The 18,639-nt window shown below is 45.4% G+C and carries 12 protein-coding genes; all 12 read left to right on the top strand.

What is annotated here, in order from left to right:
* Positions 1-1,395 precede the first annotated feature (1,395 nt).
* The 12 genes from ACYQ28_RS00170 to ACYQ28_RS00115 all read left to right on the top strand — a co-directional run bounded on the left by ACYQ28_RS00170 (position 1,396) and on the right by ACYQ28_RS00115 (position 18,483).
* Complete coding sequence (locus ACYQ28_RS00170; protein WP_460047228.1) at positions 1,396-1,701, top strand: hypothetical protein; 306 nt, start codon at positions 1,396-1,398, stop codon at positions 1,699-1,701.
* A 90-nt stretch (positions 1,702-1,791) separates the two neighbouring features.
* Positions 1,792-3,891 carry a TonB-dependent receptor gene (locus tag ACYQ28_RS00165; RefSeq protein ID WP_460047227.1) on the top strand — a complete coding sequence of 700 codons (2,100 nt, stop codon included), beginning with the start codon at positions 1,792-1,794 and terminating at the stop codon, positions 3,889-3,891.
* Positions 3,892-4,500: 609 nt separating this feature from the next.
* Positions 4,501-4,962 carry a DUF6795 domain-containing protein gene (locus ACYQ28_RS00160; RefSeq protein ID WP_460047226.1) on the top strand — a complete coding sequence of 154 codons (462 nt, stop codon included), beginning with the start codon at positions 4,501-4,503 and terminating at the stop codon, positions 4,960-4,962.
* A 34-nt stretch (positions 4,963-4,996) separates the two neighbouring features.
* The gene (locus ACYQ28_RS00155) at positions 4,997-5,848 is read left to right on the top strand and encodes a substrate-binding periplasmic protein (RefSeq protein ID WP_460047225.1); all 852 of its coding nucleotides are present in this window, start codon (positions 4,997-4,999) and stop codon (positions 5,846-5,848) included.
* A gap of 300 nt (positions 5,849-6,148) precedes the next feature.
* Complete coding sequence (locus tag ACYQ28_RS00150) at positions 6,149-6,871, top strand: peptidase (protein ID WP_460047224.1); 723 nt, start codon at positions 6,149-6,151, stop codon at positions 6,869-6,871.
* Between the two features lie 776 nt (positions 6,872-7,647).
* Positions 7,648-9,102, top strand: coding sequence for a circularly permuted type 2 ATP-grasp protein (locus ACYQ28_RS00145; protein WP_460047223.1), 1,455 nt, complete (start codon positions 7,648-7,650; stop codon positions 9,100-9,102).
* A 1-nt stretch (position 9,103) separates the two neighbouring features.
* Positions 9,104-10,036 (top strand): alpha-E domain-containing protein, encoded by a 933-nt coding sequence (locus ACYQ28_RS00140; RefSeq protein WP_460047222.1) that lies wholly within the window; start codon positions 9,104-9,106, stop codon positions 10,034-10,036.
* A gap of 72 nt (positions 10,037-10,108) precedes the next feature.
* Positions 10,109-13,537 carry a transglutaminase family protein gene (locus tag ACYQ28_RS00135; protein WP_460047221.1) on the top strand — a complete coding sequence of 1,143 codons (3,429 nt, stop codon included), beginning with the start codon at positions 10,109-10,111 and terminating at the stop codon, positions 13,535-13,537.
* Between the two features lie 361 nt (positions 13,538-13,898).
* Entirely contained in the window at positions 13,899-16,469 is a 2,571-nt protein-coding gene (locus ACYQ28_RS00130; RefSeq protein WP_460047624.1) for a circularly permuted type 2 ATP-grasp protein, read from the top strand.
* Between the two features lie 6 nt (positions 16,470-16,475).
* Positions 16,476-17,363, top strand: coding sequence for a transglutaminase family protein (locus tag ACYQ28_RS00125; protein WP_460047220.1), 888 nt, complete (start codon positions 16,476-16,478; stop codon positions 17,361-17,363).
* 27 nt (positions 17,364-17,390) lie between these two features.
* Positions 17,391-18,053 carry an MOSC domain-containing protein gene (locus ACYQ28_RS00120; RefSeq protein ID WP_460047219.1) on the top strand — a complete coding sequence of 221 codons (663 nt, stop codon included), beginning with the start codon at positions 17,391-17,393 and terminating at the stop codon, positions 18,051-18,053.
* Positions 18,037-18,483, top strand: coding sequence for a thiol-disulfide oxidoreductase DCC family protein (locus ACYQ28_RS00115; RefSeq protein WP_460047218.1), 447 nt, complete (start codon positions 18,037-18,039; stop codon positions 18,481-18,483). Before ACYQ28_RS00120 ends, ACYQ28_RS00115 begins: the two co-directional genes overlap by 17 nt.
* Positions 18,484-18,639: the final 156 nt, after the last annotated feature.

Raw genomic sequence — 18,639 nt, 5'->3', positions numbered from 1 at the left:
ATCTCAAAACCTATATCAAAAATTATTACGCTCTTAAACAAAAACCAAAAGATGTCTGCGTGGAATTTTTAATTCGATTAAATTGCCTACCAAAGCAACCTAATTTTTCTCTCGGAATGAAAATTAAGGATTTTTTATTTAAAAGAATTCCATTAGATTTTTATTTAATTAATTGAGAAATAGTTTTTACAAAAATCGATTTAAACGATTATAGAAAAAATTAAAAAAATAATGAGCAGTAAAATATTTTTAGCGATTAAATTTTAAAAAGAGCAAAAATTTCTAAAAAAACAAAGAAAGTGACATCAAAAATTGAAACGATATTTACGTAGGTTAAAAATGCGTTAAGCAAAAACTGTTGGATTAGACAATAAAAAATATAGGGTTTTAATAACTAAAATAATTACTACAGCTCTGTTATTTAGAAGGGAATTTATAAAAGAAATAAAATAAGACAGGGTCTCAACAACCCGATGACGACATTATAATCAATCGAACAGAAAAAGCTATCACTGTGATCATATTTTATGTGCGTCTTTAAAAATAACGACGGCTCGGATGAATCAAAGTGAGTAAATCCGCCATCCCTTGCATCTAACCAAGACCGAAGAGTCTATGCAGGGAAGCATGTTTTTTAGTCACCAACGCTTATTCGGTTCTACATAGCCAAAAACATTAATCTGATTTTTCGGTAATAACTGGACATGCAAGCGATTACGCAGCATTAGCCGCCAGAAATACATCTCACTTTCTGCCCAACTCCGAATGCAATAAATAATTTAGGAAACTCTGATTAACCTAGAGTTTCTCGCGACACAGGATGTGTCGCCAATTCACCAACAATAATTACTGGTGAATTGTTTATGGTTGCAATTTATTTGAAAATCGTATTTTCAAATTTTGCAGTAAATTTAAATCAGCAAAAATTATTCAGGCGTCTCGACCAGCTTCTGCCGGTTTTAACGAGTGTCGATTATTCCGCTGTTAGCCTGCGTCATTTTGCCGCACGCATACTTTAGGAACCTCTGATTAACTCATCCATGATTTAATCAGAGGACAGAAATTGAAAATGCGATTTCCAATTTCTTCACAATTTCAATCACTTACCGTTCTTGAAATTGGCGACACATCCTTGTGTCGCGAGAAACTCTAGGTTAATCAGAGTTTCCTTTAAACTAATAGCTCTATTAAAACGTCAATTACAGGAAGCTTAAAATAGACATTGCATCACGATAGTTTTTTTCAAAGGCTTTAGGGAATCCTAAACAACGGCTATTCGCTCACCTCAATTTGATAAGGGCTTGCTCGAATATTTGCAGAACTACAGTTACATTTATTGCCTTTTTAAAGTAAATTACCAAACTCTAAATTTATCTTCTAAATTCTTGAACACAGATGTCACAATTGCGTCGTTTATTAGCAGCTCACTCATCAGCCCACGTCGCCGTGCTGCTGGTCTTTTTGCTGTGGACGCAATTTGCTAACGCACATCATCTTGCCAGCCACAGTTATCAACCTTTTGCAGAGCAAGGTTTATGCGATTGTGCGCACTCACCAGCAGGCGCCATTCACACACTAACAACCCTAAACAGTTGCTCTGAGACTGCCGAACAAACCAACGTCAAATACTCCAATCCGATCTTATCCGCTCGGATTAATCATCGCTTTAGTATTCGCGCACCACCTTCCACTCAGCGTTAAGCGTTTTTTCTCAATCTAAAAGTAACTCACAGATTTAATGTTATAAAAATTTGCGCTTTTTTAGCGTAGGTATTCATTCGAGTGGAATTTATGAACCGCCCTTTACATCGATTTACCCCAAAAAAATTAACTCAAGCCATTTCGGGATTGCCTTTCTTATTGTGTGCTACAACCGGCTACGCGGCGCCAGAGCATGAACAACATTTAACAGTAATCGAAGAAGTTGTTGTAACCGGCGAGCTGCAAAAAAAACTTGCCGACACAGCATTGCCAATTAATGTCCTCAGTGGCGAACAGCTCAACAACGATCTTGCAAACACGCTTGGCGATACCATCGACAGCTTACCCGGCGTGCAATCTAGCAGTTTTGGCGCAGGTGTTGGTCGCCCAATTATCCGTGGCCAATCGGGTAATCGAGTACGCGTGCTTCAAAACGGCATCAACACACTAGATGCCTCGTCGGTGAGTCCCGATCACGCCAACGGCGTAAACCCATTTGCCGCAGAGCGTATTGAGGTCTTGCGCGGCCCGGCAACCTTGCTTTATGGCAACGGCGCAATCGGTGGTGTCGTCAACGTTTTGGACAAACGCATTGCCTCGCAACCTCTTGAAGAAACAAGCGCTCGTATCCTGCAAAGTCACGACACCAACAACGACCAAAACACAACAGCATTTACCCTTGATGCTCCCGCCGGAAATTTCGCCGTACACGCTGACGGGACCATTTTCAACGGCAACGATGTGGAGATTCCGGACGGCAATTTTTTACCACCGTTTCAAGATGAAGATACAACCGGCAGGCTACGCAACAGTAATTTTGATGGCAAAAGTGGTGGCCTAGGCGCAACGTATTTCTTCGACAGCGGTTATATTGGTATTGCGGTTAGCGACTTACAGCAAGAGTACGGACTGCCGCCAGCTCCGCCAGGAGTCAGCGATGAAGAAGGTGTCGATATTCGCATCGATCTTGATCAAACTCGCTACGAAATTGAAACCGGTTGGCTTTTAAATGGCTTTTTTAACGAATTAAACGCTCATATTGGCTTCACCGATTATGAACATCGCGAAATAGAAATTGAACCTGAAGAAGAATTCGCCGAAGACGAAGGCGAAGGCGATGGCGAAGAGGAAATCGGTACACGCTTTTTTAACGAAGGCTTTGACTCTCGTTTTACCCTAAAACACGGCAGCCCAAACAGCCAACACGGTGTTCTTGGTGTGCAAATTCAGGATCGAGAGTTCGGCTCTGAAGGCGGTGAAGGATATATCCTACCAACCGACATTCGTTCCTTTGCGGTGTTTGCGCTAGAAGGCTTTGAATACAAGCAATTGCAACTGGAACTCGGCGCGCGTATAGAAAGAACCGATACCGAGCTTTCTAGTGGTTGTGATCAGTCCGAGACAACCTTCAGCGCCTCGGCGTCGGCACTGCGTGATATTAGCGACAGCGCAAACGTTTGGATTTCAGCGAGCTTGTCTGAACGCGCCGCCACCGAAGAAGAATTGTTCTCGAATGTTAGCGATTCAACCTGTACCAACTTTGCTGAGCAAGATTTGATTGAACACGCCGCAACGCGCCGCATTGAAATTGGTAATCCCGATCTCGATACCGAAACCAGCCGAAACATAGAAGTTGGTTTACGCAAACACAGCGGCGAATGGACGGGTGAAATCAACGTCTTTTATAACAATATTCGCGATTACATTTTTGCAGGTTTCACGGATGATCCAGAAGTTATTCGCTACAATCAGCAAGACGCCGATTTCTATGGAATTGAAGCCGAATTTACTCAGCATTTATTCCGCGATAGCAATCAACATTTCGACCTTCGCGTTTTTGGTGACTATGTGCAAGGCGAGCTTGATGACGGTGAAGATGTACCAAGACTAGCACCCGCTCGATTAGGCGCAGAACTCAGCTGGGCCAGAAATCGTTGGTTTGCACAACTCTCAAGCGTCCAAGTGTTTGATCAGTCACGCACCAGCAACAATGAAACCAAAACGGACGGCTATAATCGCCTTGAAGCCTTGATTGAGTACAACTTACCAATCAATGACAGCAATCTTGCGATCTATTCCAAAGGTAAAAACCTTTTAGACGAAGACATTCGAGATCACACCTCATTCACCAAAGACTCGGCCCCCGCCGCGGGTATTGGTGCCGAAGTGGGTTTGCGATTTACGTTTTAATTAGTTGATACCTAAAACAAATTAGGCTCTGATAAAGCCAAAATTTCTAGCGACTCAGGGAAGAGTCGCCAATCTCTATTACGATAGGGAATTGAGATGATAAAACCACCGGAATCTCGGGTTAACTCATCTACGATTTAATCAGACGACAGAAATTAACGCTGCGATTTCCAGTTTCTTCACAATTTCAATCACTTACTGTTCTCGAAACTGACACATTCTAGTGTCGCAAGAAACTCTGGGTTGATCAGAGTTTTCTATGAAAAATAAATAATTTAGAGCCTACTTGTTTGTAATTTTCCAAAACTAGAATTCAATAAGGCTATGCTCGACACCCTTCTTTAACATCCGCTAAAAGTCCCTTAAAAACTCGTTAACGATGCTACGTGAGTATTTAAAAGACTCAATAACCTTCTAATTACTAATTTATCAATATCAACATTAGTGACAGCTTTTTAAAAAAGCTGTCACAATCTTGCCAGAGCACACATTTTTATCAGGTAAGGCACCATCAAATAAAAAATCTCCTAAACTGAAATGTATCTACTAATTCGCCATCAACAGCCTAAGGCTTACTTCTTATATACGGTTATTGACAAAGGTGCGCCAATGATGAATTCAACTACCGGGGATAGCGTGTGCCTGTTTTCTGCCATGTGTGGAATTATTACCGTCAATCAACAGCCCCAAGCGCATTTAACATTAACTCGAACTGCACAATGGCAAGGTATAGAAATCGATACAACCGTTACTGATGCCGACGGTTATTTTGAATTTCCGTCAATGTTCGTCAAAAACCGTAAAAAATTTCAAACCTCAACTTTTTTGGTAACTCAAAATATATTTACCGATTTTGGCAATAAAAACATTCGCCTGTGGTTGGGGTCAAAATTATTTCCACAAGAATTTTCTGAGTCTCGCGGCGAAATAATCTCGGTAAGAGGTGAACTCACCGAGCGGGAAAAATCCTATTCAATAAATTCGCAAGTATTCATAACGTTATTTGATTGGGCAGTAGTAACCGACAGTATTTCAGCATCTTTAAATACATTTAATTTAACCATTAACTAGCTTTTTAACGTCCTAAAACTTCATGAAAATTTCGATGCTTTTAAATCTCATCACCGCTCAAAACAGGGCAACAAAAGCGCGAATTATTGATGACGTCATTATAAAAAAATTAAAACTCCATTATCACAGTCTTTGGCTCCTTGCTCTGTTCATCAGCGCGCAATCATTTGCACAGACTACCTCTTTAACGATGAGCTATGAGCAATGGCAGCCCTTTTATTACAGCAGCGACGGTAAGATTGTCGGTTTGGATATTGATATTGCACGAGAAATTCTCGATCAACAAAATATCTCCCTAGCCTTCAAACAGCTGCCATTCTGGCGAAGCTTGCCGAGCTTATATTCAGGAGAAATTGACTTAGTAGGCTCCATGGGTTTAACAGATAAACGCAAACGGTATCTGTTTTATTCGCAACCCTATTTTCGCGAACGATATTTCCTCTATATCAATAACAAATTTTACGATCAGTTCAGCGGTCAAACCATAACGGAACTTTTAAGCAGAGGTTTTAGAGTAGGAGTAACTCGCGGCACATTTCACGGTGCTTTATTCGAACCTTTAAAAAAAGCCCAAGCATTTCACGATCAAATCATCGAAGTTTCCAGTGACATGCAAAACCACAAAAAACTAGTTAGCGGTCGTATCGACGGATTTATCCAAGAAAGCTCGTTGTTTGAAGTTAACAACAGCGTAATGAAACAACAAATAAACATCACTCCACTGCTGTTAATCGGCGAGACCGATCTGCACTTTGTTTTTAGTCGAGTCACAACAACCGAAACCATCGTGCAGCAGTTCAATGCAGGATTGCAGCAGTTAAAACAATCGGGACGCTATCAGGAAATACTCGCACGCTATCGATTAAGCGAACACGCTGTAGATTAATCATCCAAAATAGTCTTAACAGCAGCCCAAATCGACATTAACCGGCCATAACATTCGCGCTTTTAAAAAGACTAGAATCCACCTTAGGCGATCTACCAAATACTGAGCTACTGCCTGCTCAATTGCGATAACCAATTGAAATGATTTAGGAACATACGCTTAACTCCGCCATGATTTAATCACTGAGAAACAAGGCTCTAGGCCTTACGCCATTATTTTACCTGCGGCAAAATAACAGCAGGTGGAAGAATTAACTTATAATTCCTATACTCCGCTCCAAAAAGCTCAGCGAGAATGACAATGACCTATTGCGTAGCAATGAATCTCGAACAAGGTCTCTTGTTCGGTGGCGATACCCGTACCAATGCCGGTGTCGATCATATTTCCACGTTCAGAAAACTCTATACCTTCTCAAACGATAAAACTCACGCTTTGGCTATTTTGTGTTCAGGCAACCTCGGCACCAGCCAAGCCTTGATAGAGTTATTACGTAAAGAAATTCGAGCCAACGAATCCAACCTGCTTAATCATACGTCGCTGTTTGACTGCGCTAAACACGTGGGTAAGCGTCTGCGGGAAATCATTCACGGTTATAGTGAAGAAGATTACGACAAGAAAGTCGATTTCTCGGGCAGCTTGCTATTGGGCGGGCAAATTAAAGGTGAAGCTCCGCGCTTATTCTTTGTCTATCCGCAGGGTAATTTTATCGAATCAACCCGCGAGACGCCTTACTTTCAGATAGGTGAACACAAATACGGCAAGCCTATTTTGGAACGAACCCTCGAATACACAACACCATTAAATATCGCCCTTAGCTCTATGGTTGTGTCTTTAGACTCGACCATTAAAAGTAATTTGTCGGTAGGGTTACCCATGGACGTGCTGATTTACGAAAAAGACAGCTTTAATCTGGATCGCTATCGTCGCTTTAATGAATACGATCAAGAATTCTTGGCCGCAAGAAAATATTGGTTAGACGGTTTACGTCGCTTGATTGAAGAATTTCCAGAACTAAAGGTTTAACCGAGTTTTCATTCGCATCTTTACGCACATGCAGCCACAACCCAATCGATCATTAGCGATGCTGCATGTGCACAGTTGGATTCTTACCAAATATCGCTATTGGCCCAGCAAATAAACATTCAAATCTTCGACAAATTCGCTCTCACCTCGATAACCTTACAGTTCAAAACAGTCGCCTTTCACTGTTGATCTATCGTAAAGTAGTTCTTAGAGGAAGCTGTGACCAGCCTAGAGTTTCCTGCGACACAAAGATGTGTCACCAATTTCAAGAACGGAATGTGATTGAAATTGTGAAGAAATTGGACATCGCCTTTTTCAATTTCTGCCTTCTGATTAAATCATGGCTGAGTTAATCAGAGATTCCTATAGTTTTTTTATTAGAAAAAATCAGAGAAAACTTTATTGGTGTGTATGGCGCAATTTAAAAATAATCCTGCACTTGCCGCGAAATTATCAAATGGCATAAATGCTGCTCTGAATTATGCAATATTCACCGGATTTAACCACGTTTGGCCCTTTCAATTTATGCGCAAACGTTATGCAACTAAAGCTAAGTCAATACATGACCGTGCACACATGGCATGCTTACCGAAATTTTGGATTGCCTAAGATGATTTATGATTTTTGCGTTAGGCAACGAGCTTCCAAGATATTTGCTATCGACAATCAATTATCGATGCGCAAACCGACAACACCTAAAAGGCTACAACGCTTTATCGCTCCAGTAACCGCAACAGAATATTATAAATAAACGACCTAAAGGAGCTGTGCTCTAAATGAGTATCGAATGGAAAAATTATGAGTGCGCCGATCTCTATGATGAATTAATCAATAATAGAGGTAACCCGCGTCAGCCAGCCCGAAGACTCGCTAATTTTGTGAGTAAGTTAGGCGTTGAAGAATTACAAAAACGTCGCCAATTGGCAGACGCAACCGTTCAGGATATGGGCGTGAGTTTTACCGTTTATACCGACGAAGGTAATATCGACAGAGCTTGGCCGTTCGACATTATTCCCCGAATTATTCCAGCCAAAGAATGGAATCAAATTGCATTAGGTTTAAAGCAACGCCTAAAAGCACTCAATTTGTTCATTAACGATATTTACCATAAGCAGGAAATCATCAAAGATGGTATCGTTCCGGCCTACCTAATTCAAAATTCGAAGAATTTTCGCCCAGAATGCGTTGGCGTAAAGCCCGCTTTTGGTGTGTGGGCACACATTTGCGGCTCTGATTTGGTGCGCGATGCCGACGGCAAGATGTACGTTTTAGAAGATAATCTGCGCGTACCGTCTGGCGTGTCCTACATGCTCGAAAATCGTGCAGTTACCAAACGCGTGTTGCCAGAGGTATTTGGGCGCGAAAACGTGCTTCCGGTCGACGATTACCCATCAAAATTATTCGACATGCTCGCGGCTTTGTCGCCACGTAAAGTGAAACAACCTGAAATTGTTGTACTCACACCGGGCATTTATAACTCAGCGTATTTCGAACATGCCTTTTTGGCGCAACAAATGGGTGCAGAGCTGGTTGAAGGCTCTGATTTGTTAGTGGATACCGATGACTGCGTTTATATGCGAACCATCCGTGGACGCGAGCGCGTTGATGTTATTTATCGACGCATCGACGATATGTTCATTGACCCAGAAGTGTTCAGTAAAGACTCCATGCTGGGTGTACCCGGACTCATGAGAGCGTGGAAAAAGGGCAATGTCGCGTTGGCCAATGCACCAGGTGCGGGCGTTGCCGACGATAAAGTCATCTACGCATATGTTCCAAAAATCATCGAATACTATCTGGGTGAAAAGGCGCTGATTCCCAACGTACCAACTTATTTATGTGACAACGAAGACGAACGCGAATATGTGATCGAGCATATTCACGAGCTCGTAGTGAAGCCTGCCAATGAATCTGGTGGCTATGGCATGTTAGTTGGCCCTCACTCCACCAAAAAAGATCAAGAAAAATTTGTTAAGTTGATAAAAGAAAACCCACGTAACTACATTGCTCAACCAACATTAATGTTATCGACCGCGCCAACACTTACCGATGGCGGCCGCCCCGAACCTCGTCACCTAGATTTGCGACCCTTTATTTTGCAAAGCAAAGATCTCTACGTTACCACCGGCGGATTAACCCGCGTTGCTATGGTGAAAGGCTCACTGGTGGTGAACTCTTCCCAAGGCGGTGGCAGTAAAGATACTTGGATCGTTGAATCGGAGGGCGTGTAAGATGCTGGCTAGAGTTGCAGAACGCCTTTATTGGGCAGCCCGTTATTTAGAACGCGCCGAAAACACCTCTCGATTAATTGGCGTGTACGATAATTTACTGTTCGACCTGCCAAAAGATTTACTGGATATCAGCTGGTTTAACCTTATTGAGCTCAACAGCAGCGCAGAAACTTTTAACCGGCGTTACAAGGTTCGAAGCGAACGCAATATTGTTAAGTTTTTGGTTTCCGATCCAGATAATCCAAGTTCTATCGCAGCATCGGTAAGGGCGGTGCGTGAAAACCTAAGAACCACCCGCGATGTGATTCCGCCGGCGGCCTGGGAACAGGTCAACGAGTTGTTTATTTACGTCAATAAGCATTCCCGCGATGGTTTATTACGTGCCCGCCGTCACGAGTTTTTAACCGAAATTATTGAGCGCTCGCAATCGCTAAATGGCCTGTTGCACGGTTCGCTGATTCGCGATGAAGCTTGGCAATTTATAAAACTCGGGCGTAATATCGAACGCGCCGATATGACAACGCGTATTCTCGACGCTGGAGCTGCGGTACTTGAAAATACCAAAGTATTTGAGACATCCAATCCGGCTCAGGTGATTTGGGGCAATGTGCTGCGTTCTATCGATGCGTACATGAGTTATCGAAGAGCGGTAAAATCGACCGTACGTGGCAGCGATGTTGCTCGCTTTTTACTCGATGAAGAGCTTCTACCTAGGTCCGTGGCCTATTGCAGTCGGCAAATTTGTCAGGCAGCCACAAATCTTTCACAAGTCTCTGGTAGAAAATCTCCAGTTAACACCGACAAACTGCCCAAATACATCATCGAAAAAGAGGGTGATCTGGGTGCGGATTTTCGCAGCTATCTGAATGAGCTTCAGCTAGCAATTGCCGCAATACACGTGCAAATCTGCCAAACTTGGTTCCCTCACGACTAGATATTTTACTGGCGTGGCACTGTTGTCACGCCAACGCCAAACATATTCGCGTTCAACCTTCAGGAAAGCTTCATGGCCATTCGCGTCAAGTTACTACATAAGACTCATTATAAGTTTGACCGCCCCGTTAATATTTACCCACACGTTCTGCGGCTTCGTCCGGCGCCGCATTCGCGGACCAAAATTCACGGCTATTCGCTTAAAGTTCTACCCGAAGATCATTTCTTAAACTGGCAACAAGATCCATTTGGCAACTTTCAAGCTCGCCTGGTGTTTCCCGAAAAAACCAAAGAACTCGCCTTTGAGGTTGAAGTCATCGCCGACATGACGGCGATTAACCCATTCGATTTTTTTATTGAAGAATACGCCGAACATATTCCTTTTGTGTACGAAGAACAGTTGAAAAAAGAACTGTTACCGTACCTAGAGACCGAAGAACACGACAGCCCATTGCTGAAAAAATGGGTCGAATCGGCAATGCCCAAAGATGGACTTGAAATGCGCTCGATCGACTTTTTAGTTGAGTTGAACATGCGCTTACAACAAGAGATCGAATACAACATCCGCATGGAGCCGGGCGTTCAAAAGTGCCAAGAGACGCTCGAAAAGAAAAACGGCTCCTGCCGCGACAGCGCATGGTTACTGGTGCAGATACTTCGCCACCTTGGCTTTGCGGCGCGTTTCGCCTCTGGCTACTTGGTACAACTTAAATCCGATAAAGAATCTCTTGATGGCCCATCGGGCCCTGCCGAAGACTTCACCGACCTGCACGCTTGGTGTGAGGTCTATTTACCCGGCGCAGGTTGGGTGGGGTTAGATCCAACCTCGGGTCTGTTCGCGAGTGAAGGTCATATTCCCTTGGCTTGTACACCTCACCCCGTCTCTGCGGCACCGGTTACCGGTGCGACCGGTAAGTGTGAAGTTGAGTTTGAATTCAGCAACGAAGTCTTCCGTATTCACGAAGATCCTCGCGTTACCAAACCTTATATAGAAGAAGATTGGCAGGCCATTCAGGCCCTTGGCAAAGCCGTAGACGAAGAGCTTGGTCAGAGCGATGTCCGCTTGACGATGGGCGGCGAGCCTACTTTCGTATCCATTGACGATATGGAATCTGCGCAATGGAACACCGACGCCCTTGGCGACGACAAGCTGCGTTTGGCAAAAGATCTATTGCTGCGCTTGCGCAAGCGCTTTGCACCCAACGGTTTGCTGCATTACGGTCAAGGAAAATGGTATCCCGGCGAAGAAGTACCGCGCTGGGCGCTGGGCGTTTTTTGGCGTCTCGACGGCGAACCCATGTGGCGCAATACCGATTTGCTCGCTCGCGTTGATAAGGATTACGGCTATGGTTACCCAGAAGCCGAACAATTCGCTCAGCAGTTAGCGGTTAATCTCGGCCTTGCCGAAGACTTTGTACATACCGCCTTTGAAGACGCACTGCACTACGTTGATCTGGAAGAGCAGCTGCCAATCAATATCGACCCTACCACGGTTGACTTAACCGACAGCTTAGAACGCAAGCGTTTGGCCAAATTGTTGCGTCGCGGGCTCAACACCCCCACCGGTTACGTAATCCCACTGGCATGGGACTATGGCAACAGCAGTTGGATGAGCACACGCTGGGAATTCCGTCGCGGCCACTTGGCGTTGATTCCGGGTGACTCACCTATGGGATTCCGTCTACCGCTTGAATCTCTACCAGCGCTGGAAGAAAAAATACTGGCGAAGTTCCGCGAGCCGGAGCGCGATCCGTTTGAAAGTCGTGAGCAACAAATTGTTGCTCCTTACGTTATTACCGACGAATACGGTCAAATCAGCCCTGGGCCACGCAATCTCATGACCGAGAGCGCAGATGCGACACTCGAAGAACGTTTTGGAAAACAGAGTAACGACGACGAGCTACTTCGCTACTGGGTAAGCACATTGCGCACAGCCTTGTGCGTGGAGCCACGTGATGGCCGCCTGTATCTATTCTTGCCGCCGTTACAGTACCTAGAGCACTATGTGGCGCTGATTAATGCCATCGAGAACACCGCGCAGGACCTCAATTTACCGATTGTGATTGAAGGTTACGAGCCGCCGAAAGATTTCCGTCTGCAAAAGCTGTTGGTGACGCCTGATCCGGGTGTTATTGAAGTAAATATCCATCCGTCACGTTCGTGGCAAGAATTGGTTAATAACACCACGGCTCTTTACGAAGAAGCCTTTAAATCTCGCCTAGGTACCGATGCCTTCATGGTAGATGGTCGCCATACTGGCACAGGCGGTGGTAACCACATCACCTTGGGTGGTTTAACACCCGCCGACAGTCCATTATTGCGCCGCCCAGATGTGCTGCGCAGCTTTGTGACCTACTGGCAACACCATCCAGCGCTTTCGTACATTTTCTCAGGCATGTTTATCGGCCCGACCTCGCAATCCCCAAGGGTTGATGAAGGTCGCGACGAAATGCTGTACGAGCTTGAAATTGCCTTCCAACAAATGCCCGACGGCGAAGTTGCCCAACCTTGGTTGGTGGATCGCTTAATGCGAAACCTATTGGTTGATATTACCGGCAACACCCACCGCGCCGAATTCTGTATCGATAAACTCTACGCACCCGGTTCGGCCAGTGGTCGCCAAGGTATTTTAGAGTTTCGCGGTTTCGAAATGCCGCCGCACGAACACATGGCGCTGGTACAAGCACTGTTGATTCGGACCCTGTTGGCTCGCTTCTGGAAAGCCCCCTACAAGAAATCATTAGTACGCTGGGGAACAGAACTGCACGATCGATTCATGCTTCCGCATTACGCCTGGGCCGACATGAAAGACGTAGTCGACGATCTCAACCGTCACGGCTACCCATTCCAGCTGCATTGGCTAGCACCGTTTGAAGAATTCCGCTATCCGCACTACGGCCGTGTGCAAATCGATGATATCGAGCTAGAACTGCGCTGGGCCATTGAGCCTTGGCATGTTCTCGGCGAAGAAGTCGCCAGTTTTGGTACTGCTCGCTATGTAGACAGCTCTGTTGAACGTTTACAAGTTAAGGTTCGCGGCCTGACAGATAGCCGTTATGTGGTCGCTTGTAATGGCCGACGCGTACCGCTAACACCAACGGGACGTCACGGCGAATACGTTGCCGGGGTGCGTTATCGCGCTTGGGCGCCGCCTTCGGCACTACACCCAACCATTGGTATTCATGCTCCACTTACATTCGACCTGATTGATACCTGGAACGGTCTCGCTATTGGCGGCTGTACTTACCATGTAAGTCACCAAGGTGGACGCTCCTACGACGATTACCCGGTCAATGCCATGGCTGCCGAGACTCGTCGCACCAATCGCTTTGAGGATTTCAATCATACCCAAGGGCCATTTACACCACGCCCCGAGTACGATGCTATTCGCGAGTTCTTCCCGAACCACGAGCCACCAAGACCCATGGCTCCACCGCCGGAAGAGCCGACCAACGAGTATCCTTACACCTTAGACTTGCGTAAAAAACCATCATTTTATTGAGGCCTGTTATACTGAAACTGAGGACAAAAATGGTTAGTGAGAAAAACTTTCAGAGCTATCCATTTTTTTGATAAGACTCGGTTACTGAAATCACTTAATGAAATATGAGAATTGAATGTCGTTGGAAGTTACTGAATAATGGCCGCCAGAACTTGGCCTAAGTCACTTAAATTGTTGGCAAGAAATTAGTTAACGAACATCGAACTTCAATCAAAAACGGGCTCACTTGAGCCCTTTTTTTGTCTGCCACGTTTACTCACATCGATCTTGCAGAACAACCACAAATTGACAATAACATCGGCCCAACAGATCGAATAACTAGGCCTGAACATTTTTGAATATAAAGGTGCATGAATTGGCCATGGTACAAAAGCAGTCCCAAACAAATTCCATGCAAGAGCCAGAGCCGCTCAGGTTCTACAACACCTCAACGGAGCTGGACGAATCCATTGACGCCAGCGGAGTGCGTCAAGGTCATTGGCAACAGCTGGTCAGTAATTTCGAAACCTTGACCAAAAAAGCGCTCACGGAACGCTCCACTAAAATTCAGCGAATCCTTCGCGACGACGGCGCCATCTACAACGTTAATGGCGGCACCTCGGTTTGGGGACTCGACCCAATTCCTGTGGTTATCTCTCCGGCGGAATGGCAGAGCATCGAGCGCGGTTTGGTTGAGCGTGCACAACTGCTCGATTTTGTTCTCAAAGACATCTACAACAATCAAGAAATTATTCGCCGCGGCATCGTGCCGCCAGAAGTTATCTACAACCATCCCGGCTTTATTCGCGCCTGCCATCGCACCCATTTACCCGGTTCGCACCAGCTTATTTTCTACGCATCCGACCTAGTTCGCGGCCCAGACAATCAATTAATGGTGGTTGGTGATCGTACCCAAGCACCTTCTGGCAGCGGTTATGCCTTAGAAAATCGCTTGGTGATGCAGCGGGTCTTTCCGGTTATTTTCCGCGAACAAAACGTCTGTCGATTGCGCGGGTTCTTCAATACTTTACGCGAACAATTGCTGCGTCTGGCACCCGGTCGCAATCTTAAAAGTGGCGAAAGCCCTCGTGTGGTTATTCTCACACCCGGCGCCTACAGCGAGACCTTCTTCGAACACGCCTTTTTAGCCAACTACCTAGGCTACCCGCTGGTTCAGGGTAAAGATTTAACCGTGCGTCGCGGCTACGTATGGATGAAAACCCTCGATGGTTTATCACGAGTCGATGTGATTTTACGACGTGTTGACGATACCTATTGCGACCCCGTAGAGCTTAAGGGCGATTCACAACTCGGTGTTGCCGGATTACTCGAAGTCGTGCGCGCCGGTCGTGTCGCCGTCGCCAATCCGCTGGGCAGTGGCATTTTAGAAAGCGGCGCCTTGATGCGTTACTTACCAGATATCAGTCGTCACTTTTTTGGTCGTGAACTGTCTTTACCAAGCGCGCCCACCTACTGGTGTGGCGACAGTAACGACTTCAACTATGTTATTAATAATCTGCGCAAACTGCGCATCAAGCACGCGCATCGCCAGTTTGATTCCAACTCGACCTTCGGCGGCAGCTTGTCCGAAAACGAACTGGCGGCGTTGGCAACCAGCATTCGCCAGTCGCCACAAAATTACGTCGCTCAAGAATTTGTGCCACCGTCGCAAAGTCCGAGCTGGCGAAACAAAAATATCGAGGCCAGACCTTTTGCCTTACGAGCCTTTGCCGTTGCCAATGAGCAAAGCTACCAGATTATGCCCGGCGGTTTAACGCGCTCGGCGGCGAACATTAACGATCAGCTGATTACCAACCAATTGGGGGCAGTCAGTAAAGATACCTGGGTGCCGAGTCTCGAATCCGATCAAGAGGCGCAAGTAACGCCGTCAGCAAGCCTACAGCCTTATCGCAACATTGATGTCAGCCTGCCAAGCCGTGTGGTTGAGAATCTATTTTGGGTCGGCCGCTACAACGAACGCGCCGACATGGCCTTACGCCTGTTACGTACCGTATTTATGCAATTGAACGGCGCTCATCGCTTACCGGTAGAAGCCGAACGCTTGTTGCTCTATTCGGTGACACAATTAACCATGACCTATCCCGGCTTTAACGAGGCCAGTCAAACACTGTTTGAAAATCCAGAAGGCGAACTGATGAGCGTCATCTTGGATGAAAACCGCATGGGCAGTGTAACCGCAAGCCTAAAAGCCATGTTGCGTTCGGCCAGCGAAGTGCGCGAAATGCTCTCCAGCGATACTCAGCGCGTGGTAAACGATATTGACGACGAACTCTACAATCTCGCCAAAAATCTCCGTGCCAGTATTAATTCGGCACCAGAAGAAGCACTCGACCCAATGGTTACGGCGCTGCTTGCCTTAGCGGGATTGTTCAACGAAAGCATGTATCGCGGCATGACTTGGCACTTTTTAGAGTTAGGTCGTGCCTTAGAAAAGGTGTATCAGCTCACCACCTTGATGCGCTCACTGTTGGTGCCGGTCTCCCAGCACGAAGAGACACAAATCGTGTGCACCGAAGTCATATTAACCACCACCGAAGGCCTTAACACTTTCCGTCGCCGGTTCCGCAATGACACCAGCTTATACAACGTCTTGGCTACCTTGATGCTCGATCGCACTAATCCACGCTCGTTGATGTATCAATTGGAATACATCGGTGAATTGATAAAAGAATTGCCCAATCACAACTCCAACGTACCTGAAATTGGCCGCGAAAGCCGAGCGCTTTTAGAAGCCGTATCGAGCATACAGTTGGCAGATATCAGCAAGCTGCTTGAGGTTAACGAACAAAACTCCATTCGTGCCAACCTTGATCAACTGTTGGTGAGAGTTCAAGAGCTGATGAAAAGCATGGCTCTGGCGATTAGCGATGTTTATTTCGACCATACCGCCGGGCCACAACAATTGGTGCAAAACCCTTGGAACATGGATTAGTCATCAATGATTTATCGCATTCGCCACATCACACAGTATAAATATGCGTCGCCAGTGAGCCTTGCTTACAATCTCGCCTGTTTGTTACCGAGAAATACCGAATACCAAACCTGTCTAGATCACCATCTAAACATAACGCCAACAGCAACGGCGTTAGCGCAGCGCAAAGATTACTTTGGTAATAATACCCACAACTTCAGTTTAGAACGCGCGCATACCGAATTAATTGTTGATATTCAATCAACGGTGCGCGTCGCCGACGTTCGATTAGTGGGTAGAGATTTAGAAATTGGCAACGCTTGGGAAGACAGCCTATTGCTCATGCAATCGAGTAAAGACGAAGCAACCCTAAGAGCGCGGGAATTTGTTTTGGATTCTGCGTTTATTAAAGCGCACAAAGAATTGCGAGAATACGCACTGCCATCTTTTACAAATGGCAGGCCGTTATTATCGGCGGTACGTGATCTCACCCACAGAATTTTTACAGACTTCACCTATGATCCTGGTTTCACTAACGTAAGCACACCGTTAGACGAAGTACTACAGCATCGCCGCGGCGTCTGCCAAGATTTCGCGCATTTAGCCATTGGCTGTCTCAGATCAATGGGTTTTGCAGCGCGTTATATCAGTGGTTACCTCGAAACCATTCCACCTCCCGGACAAGAAAAACTGGTTGGAGCCGATGCATCTCATGCGTGGTTTTCCGTATTTTCGCCAACCGAAGGCTGGTTTGAATTCGACCCAACCAACGACAATATTCCCGGCCCTCAGCACATCACCACTGCATGGGGACGAGACTACGCAGATGTTTCGCCCTTAAAAGGTGTTATTTTTGAAGGTGGCGGCTCACAGAGTTTACTGGTTTCTGTAGATGTACAACGGTTAGAAGCATAATAACCTGACCTACTTGGATGCAAGCCCATGAAAATAGTCTCAACCAACATCTCAGAGATCAAAACCGTTGAATACCAAGGCGAGCTAATTACCACTGGTATTTTTAAAAAACCCACCACCGAAACAGTCTATATCGATTCCGAAAATATTCACGGTGACGCTCAAGCCGATCTTGTAAATCACGGCGGTATCGATAAAGCGGTGTATGCTTTCTGCGACTCTTATTACGAATACTGGAAAACACAATTAAAAAATCCCGATTTAACCTTTGGTGATTTTGGCGAAAACTTTACCGTAACCCATTTACACGAGGACCAAATATATATTGGCGAACACTATCAATTAGGCAGTGCCATTTTAGAAGTAAGCCAGCCAAGAGTGCCTTGTTTTAAATTAGGCATGGCCTTAAATAATAAAAAATTACCGAAATTATTTATTCGGAATTTTGCAACCGGCGTTTATTTTCGAGTCGTTGAACGCGGCAATGTAACCACCGGTGATGAAATTAAACTTGTTAAACCTGTTGATCACAAGGTCTCGGTTAGAACCTTGTTTAAAGCCTTTTTTGACAAGCATTTTGAAAATCGCGAAGCTATTTATCAACAAGCGGTTGATGTACCCGAACTCGCCAACGAGTGGCGGGAAAAACTGGTAAAACGACTTGCAGGTATTGATGCGCAATTTGGCTAACGACAACAGCGTTAATTTTATACCCCACATTGAGCGCGACGACCATCTTGTGCTTTTTGATGGGGTATGCACACTGTGCAATCACTGGTGTGCATTCCTCTTAAAATTCGATAAACAGCAAACATTCAAACTGGCCAGTGTTCAATCCGCAAAAGGCCAAGAGATTTTAAAATATCTAGAAATGCCCACCAACGATTTCGAAACCATGTTGGTCATAGGTGAATATCGCATCTACAGTAAAAGCGATGCTTTTTTTTATGTGATGAGCAAACTGCCTTATCCGTGGAAAATATTGCAATGTCTCCAAATATTCCCGCGCAGTCTTAGAAATTATTGTTACGATAAAATCGCCCGAAATCGCTATAAAATCTTTGGCAAAAAAGACTACTGCGCGCTACCAAATCCCGCAGATCAACACCGTTTTTTATAGGAAACTCTGATTAACCTAGAGTTTCTCGTGACACATGGATATGTCGCCAATTTCAAGAACGGTAAGTGATCGAAATTGTGAAGAAATTGGAAATCGCATTGTCAATTTCTGTCCTCATGAATTACTCGAATCGCCCATTAACTCATCCACGATTTA

Source organism: Sessilibacter sp. MAH1, assembly GCF_054658315.1.
The sequence above is the reverse complement of the archived record's forward strand: the minus strand, read 5'-3'. Positions and strand labels throughout refer to the sequence as shown.

Excerpts from the sequence above, each read along its gene's own strand:
- ACYQ28_RS00170 (WP_460047228.1), top strand. The coding sequence starts at position 1,396 with ATGTCACAATTGCGTCGTTTATTAGCAGCTCACTCATCAGCCCACGTC.
- ACYQ28_RS00165 (WP_460047227.1), top strand. The coding sequence starts at position 1,792 with ATGAACCGCCCTTTACATCGATTTACCCCAAAAAAATTAACTCAAGCC.
- ACYQ28_RS00160 (WP_460047226.1), top strand. The coding sequence starts at position 4,501 with ATGATGAATTCAACTACCGGGGATAGCGTGTGCCTGTTTTCTGCCATG.
- ACYQ28_RS00155 (WP_460047225.1), top strand. The coding sequence starts at position 4,997 with ATGCTTTTAAATCTCATCACCGCTCAAAACAGGGCAACAAAAGCGCGA.
- ACYQ28_RS00150 (WP_460047224.1), top strand. The coding sequence starts at position 6,149 with ATGACCTATTGCGTAGCAATGAATCTCGAACAAGGTCTCTTGTTCGGT.
- ACYQ28_RS00145 (WP_460047223.1), top strand. The coding sequence starts at position 7,648 with ATGAGTATCGAATGGAAAAATTATGAGTGCGCCGATCTCTATGATGAA.
- ACYQ28_RS00140 (WP_460047222.1), top strand. The coding sequence starts at position 9,104 with ATGCTGGCTAGAGTTGCAGAACGCCTTTATTGGGCAGCCCGTTATTTA.
- ACYQ28_RS00135 (WP_460047221.1), top strand. The coding sequence starts at position 10,109 with ATGGCCATTCGCGTCAAGTTACTACATAAGACTCATTATAAGTTTGAC.
- ACYQ28_RS00130 (WP_460047624.1), top strand. The coding sequence starts at position 13,899 with ATGGTACAAAAGCAGTCCCAAACAAATTCCATGCAAGAGCCAGAGCCG.
- ACYQ28_RS00125 (WP_460047220.1), top strand. The coding sequence starts at position 16,476 with ATGATTTATCGCATTCGCCACATCACACAGTATAAATATGCGTCGCCA.
- ACYQ28_RS00120 (WP_460047219.1), top strand. The coding sequence starts at position 17,391 with ATGAAAATAGTCTCAACCAACATCTCAGAGATCAAAACCGTTGAATAC.
- ACYQ28_RS00115 (WP_460047218.1), top strand. The coding sequence starts at position 18,037 with ATGCGCAATTTGGCTAACGACAACAGCGTTAATTTTATACCCCACATT.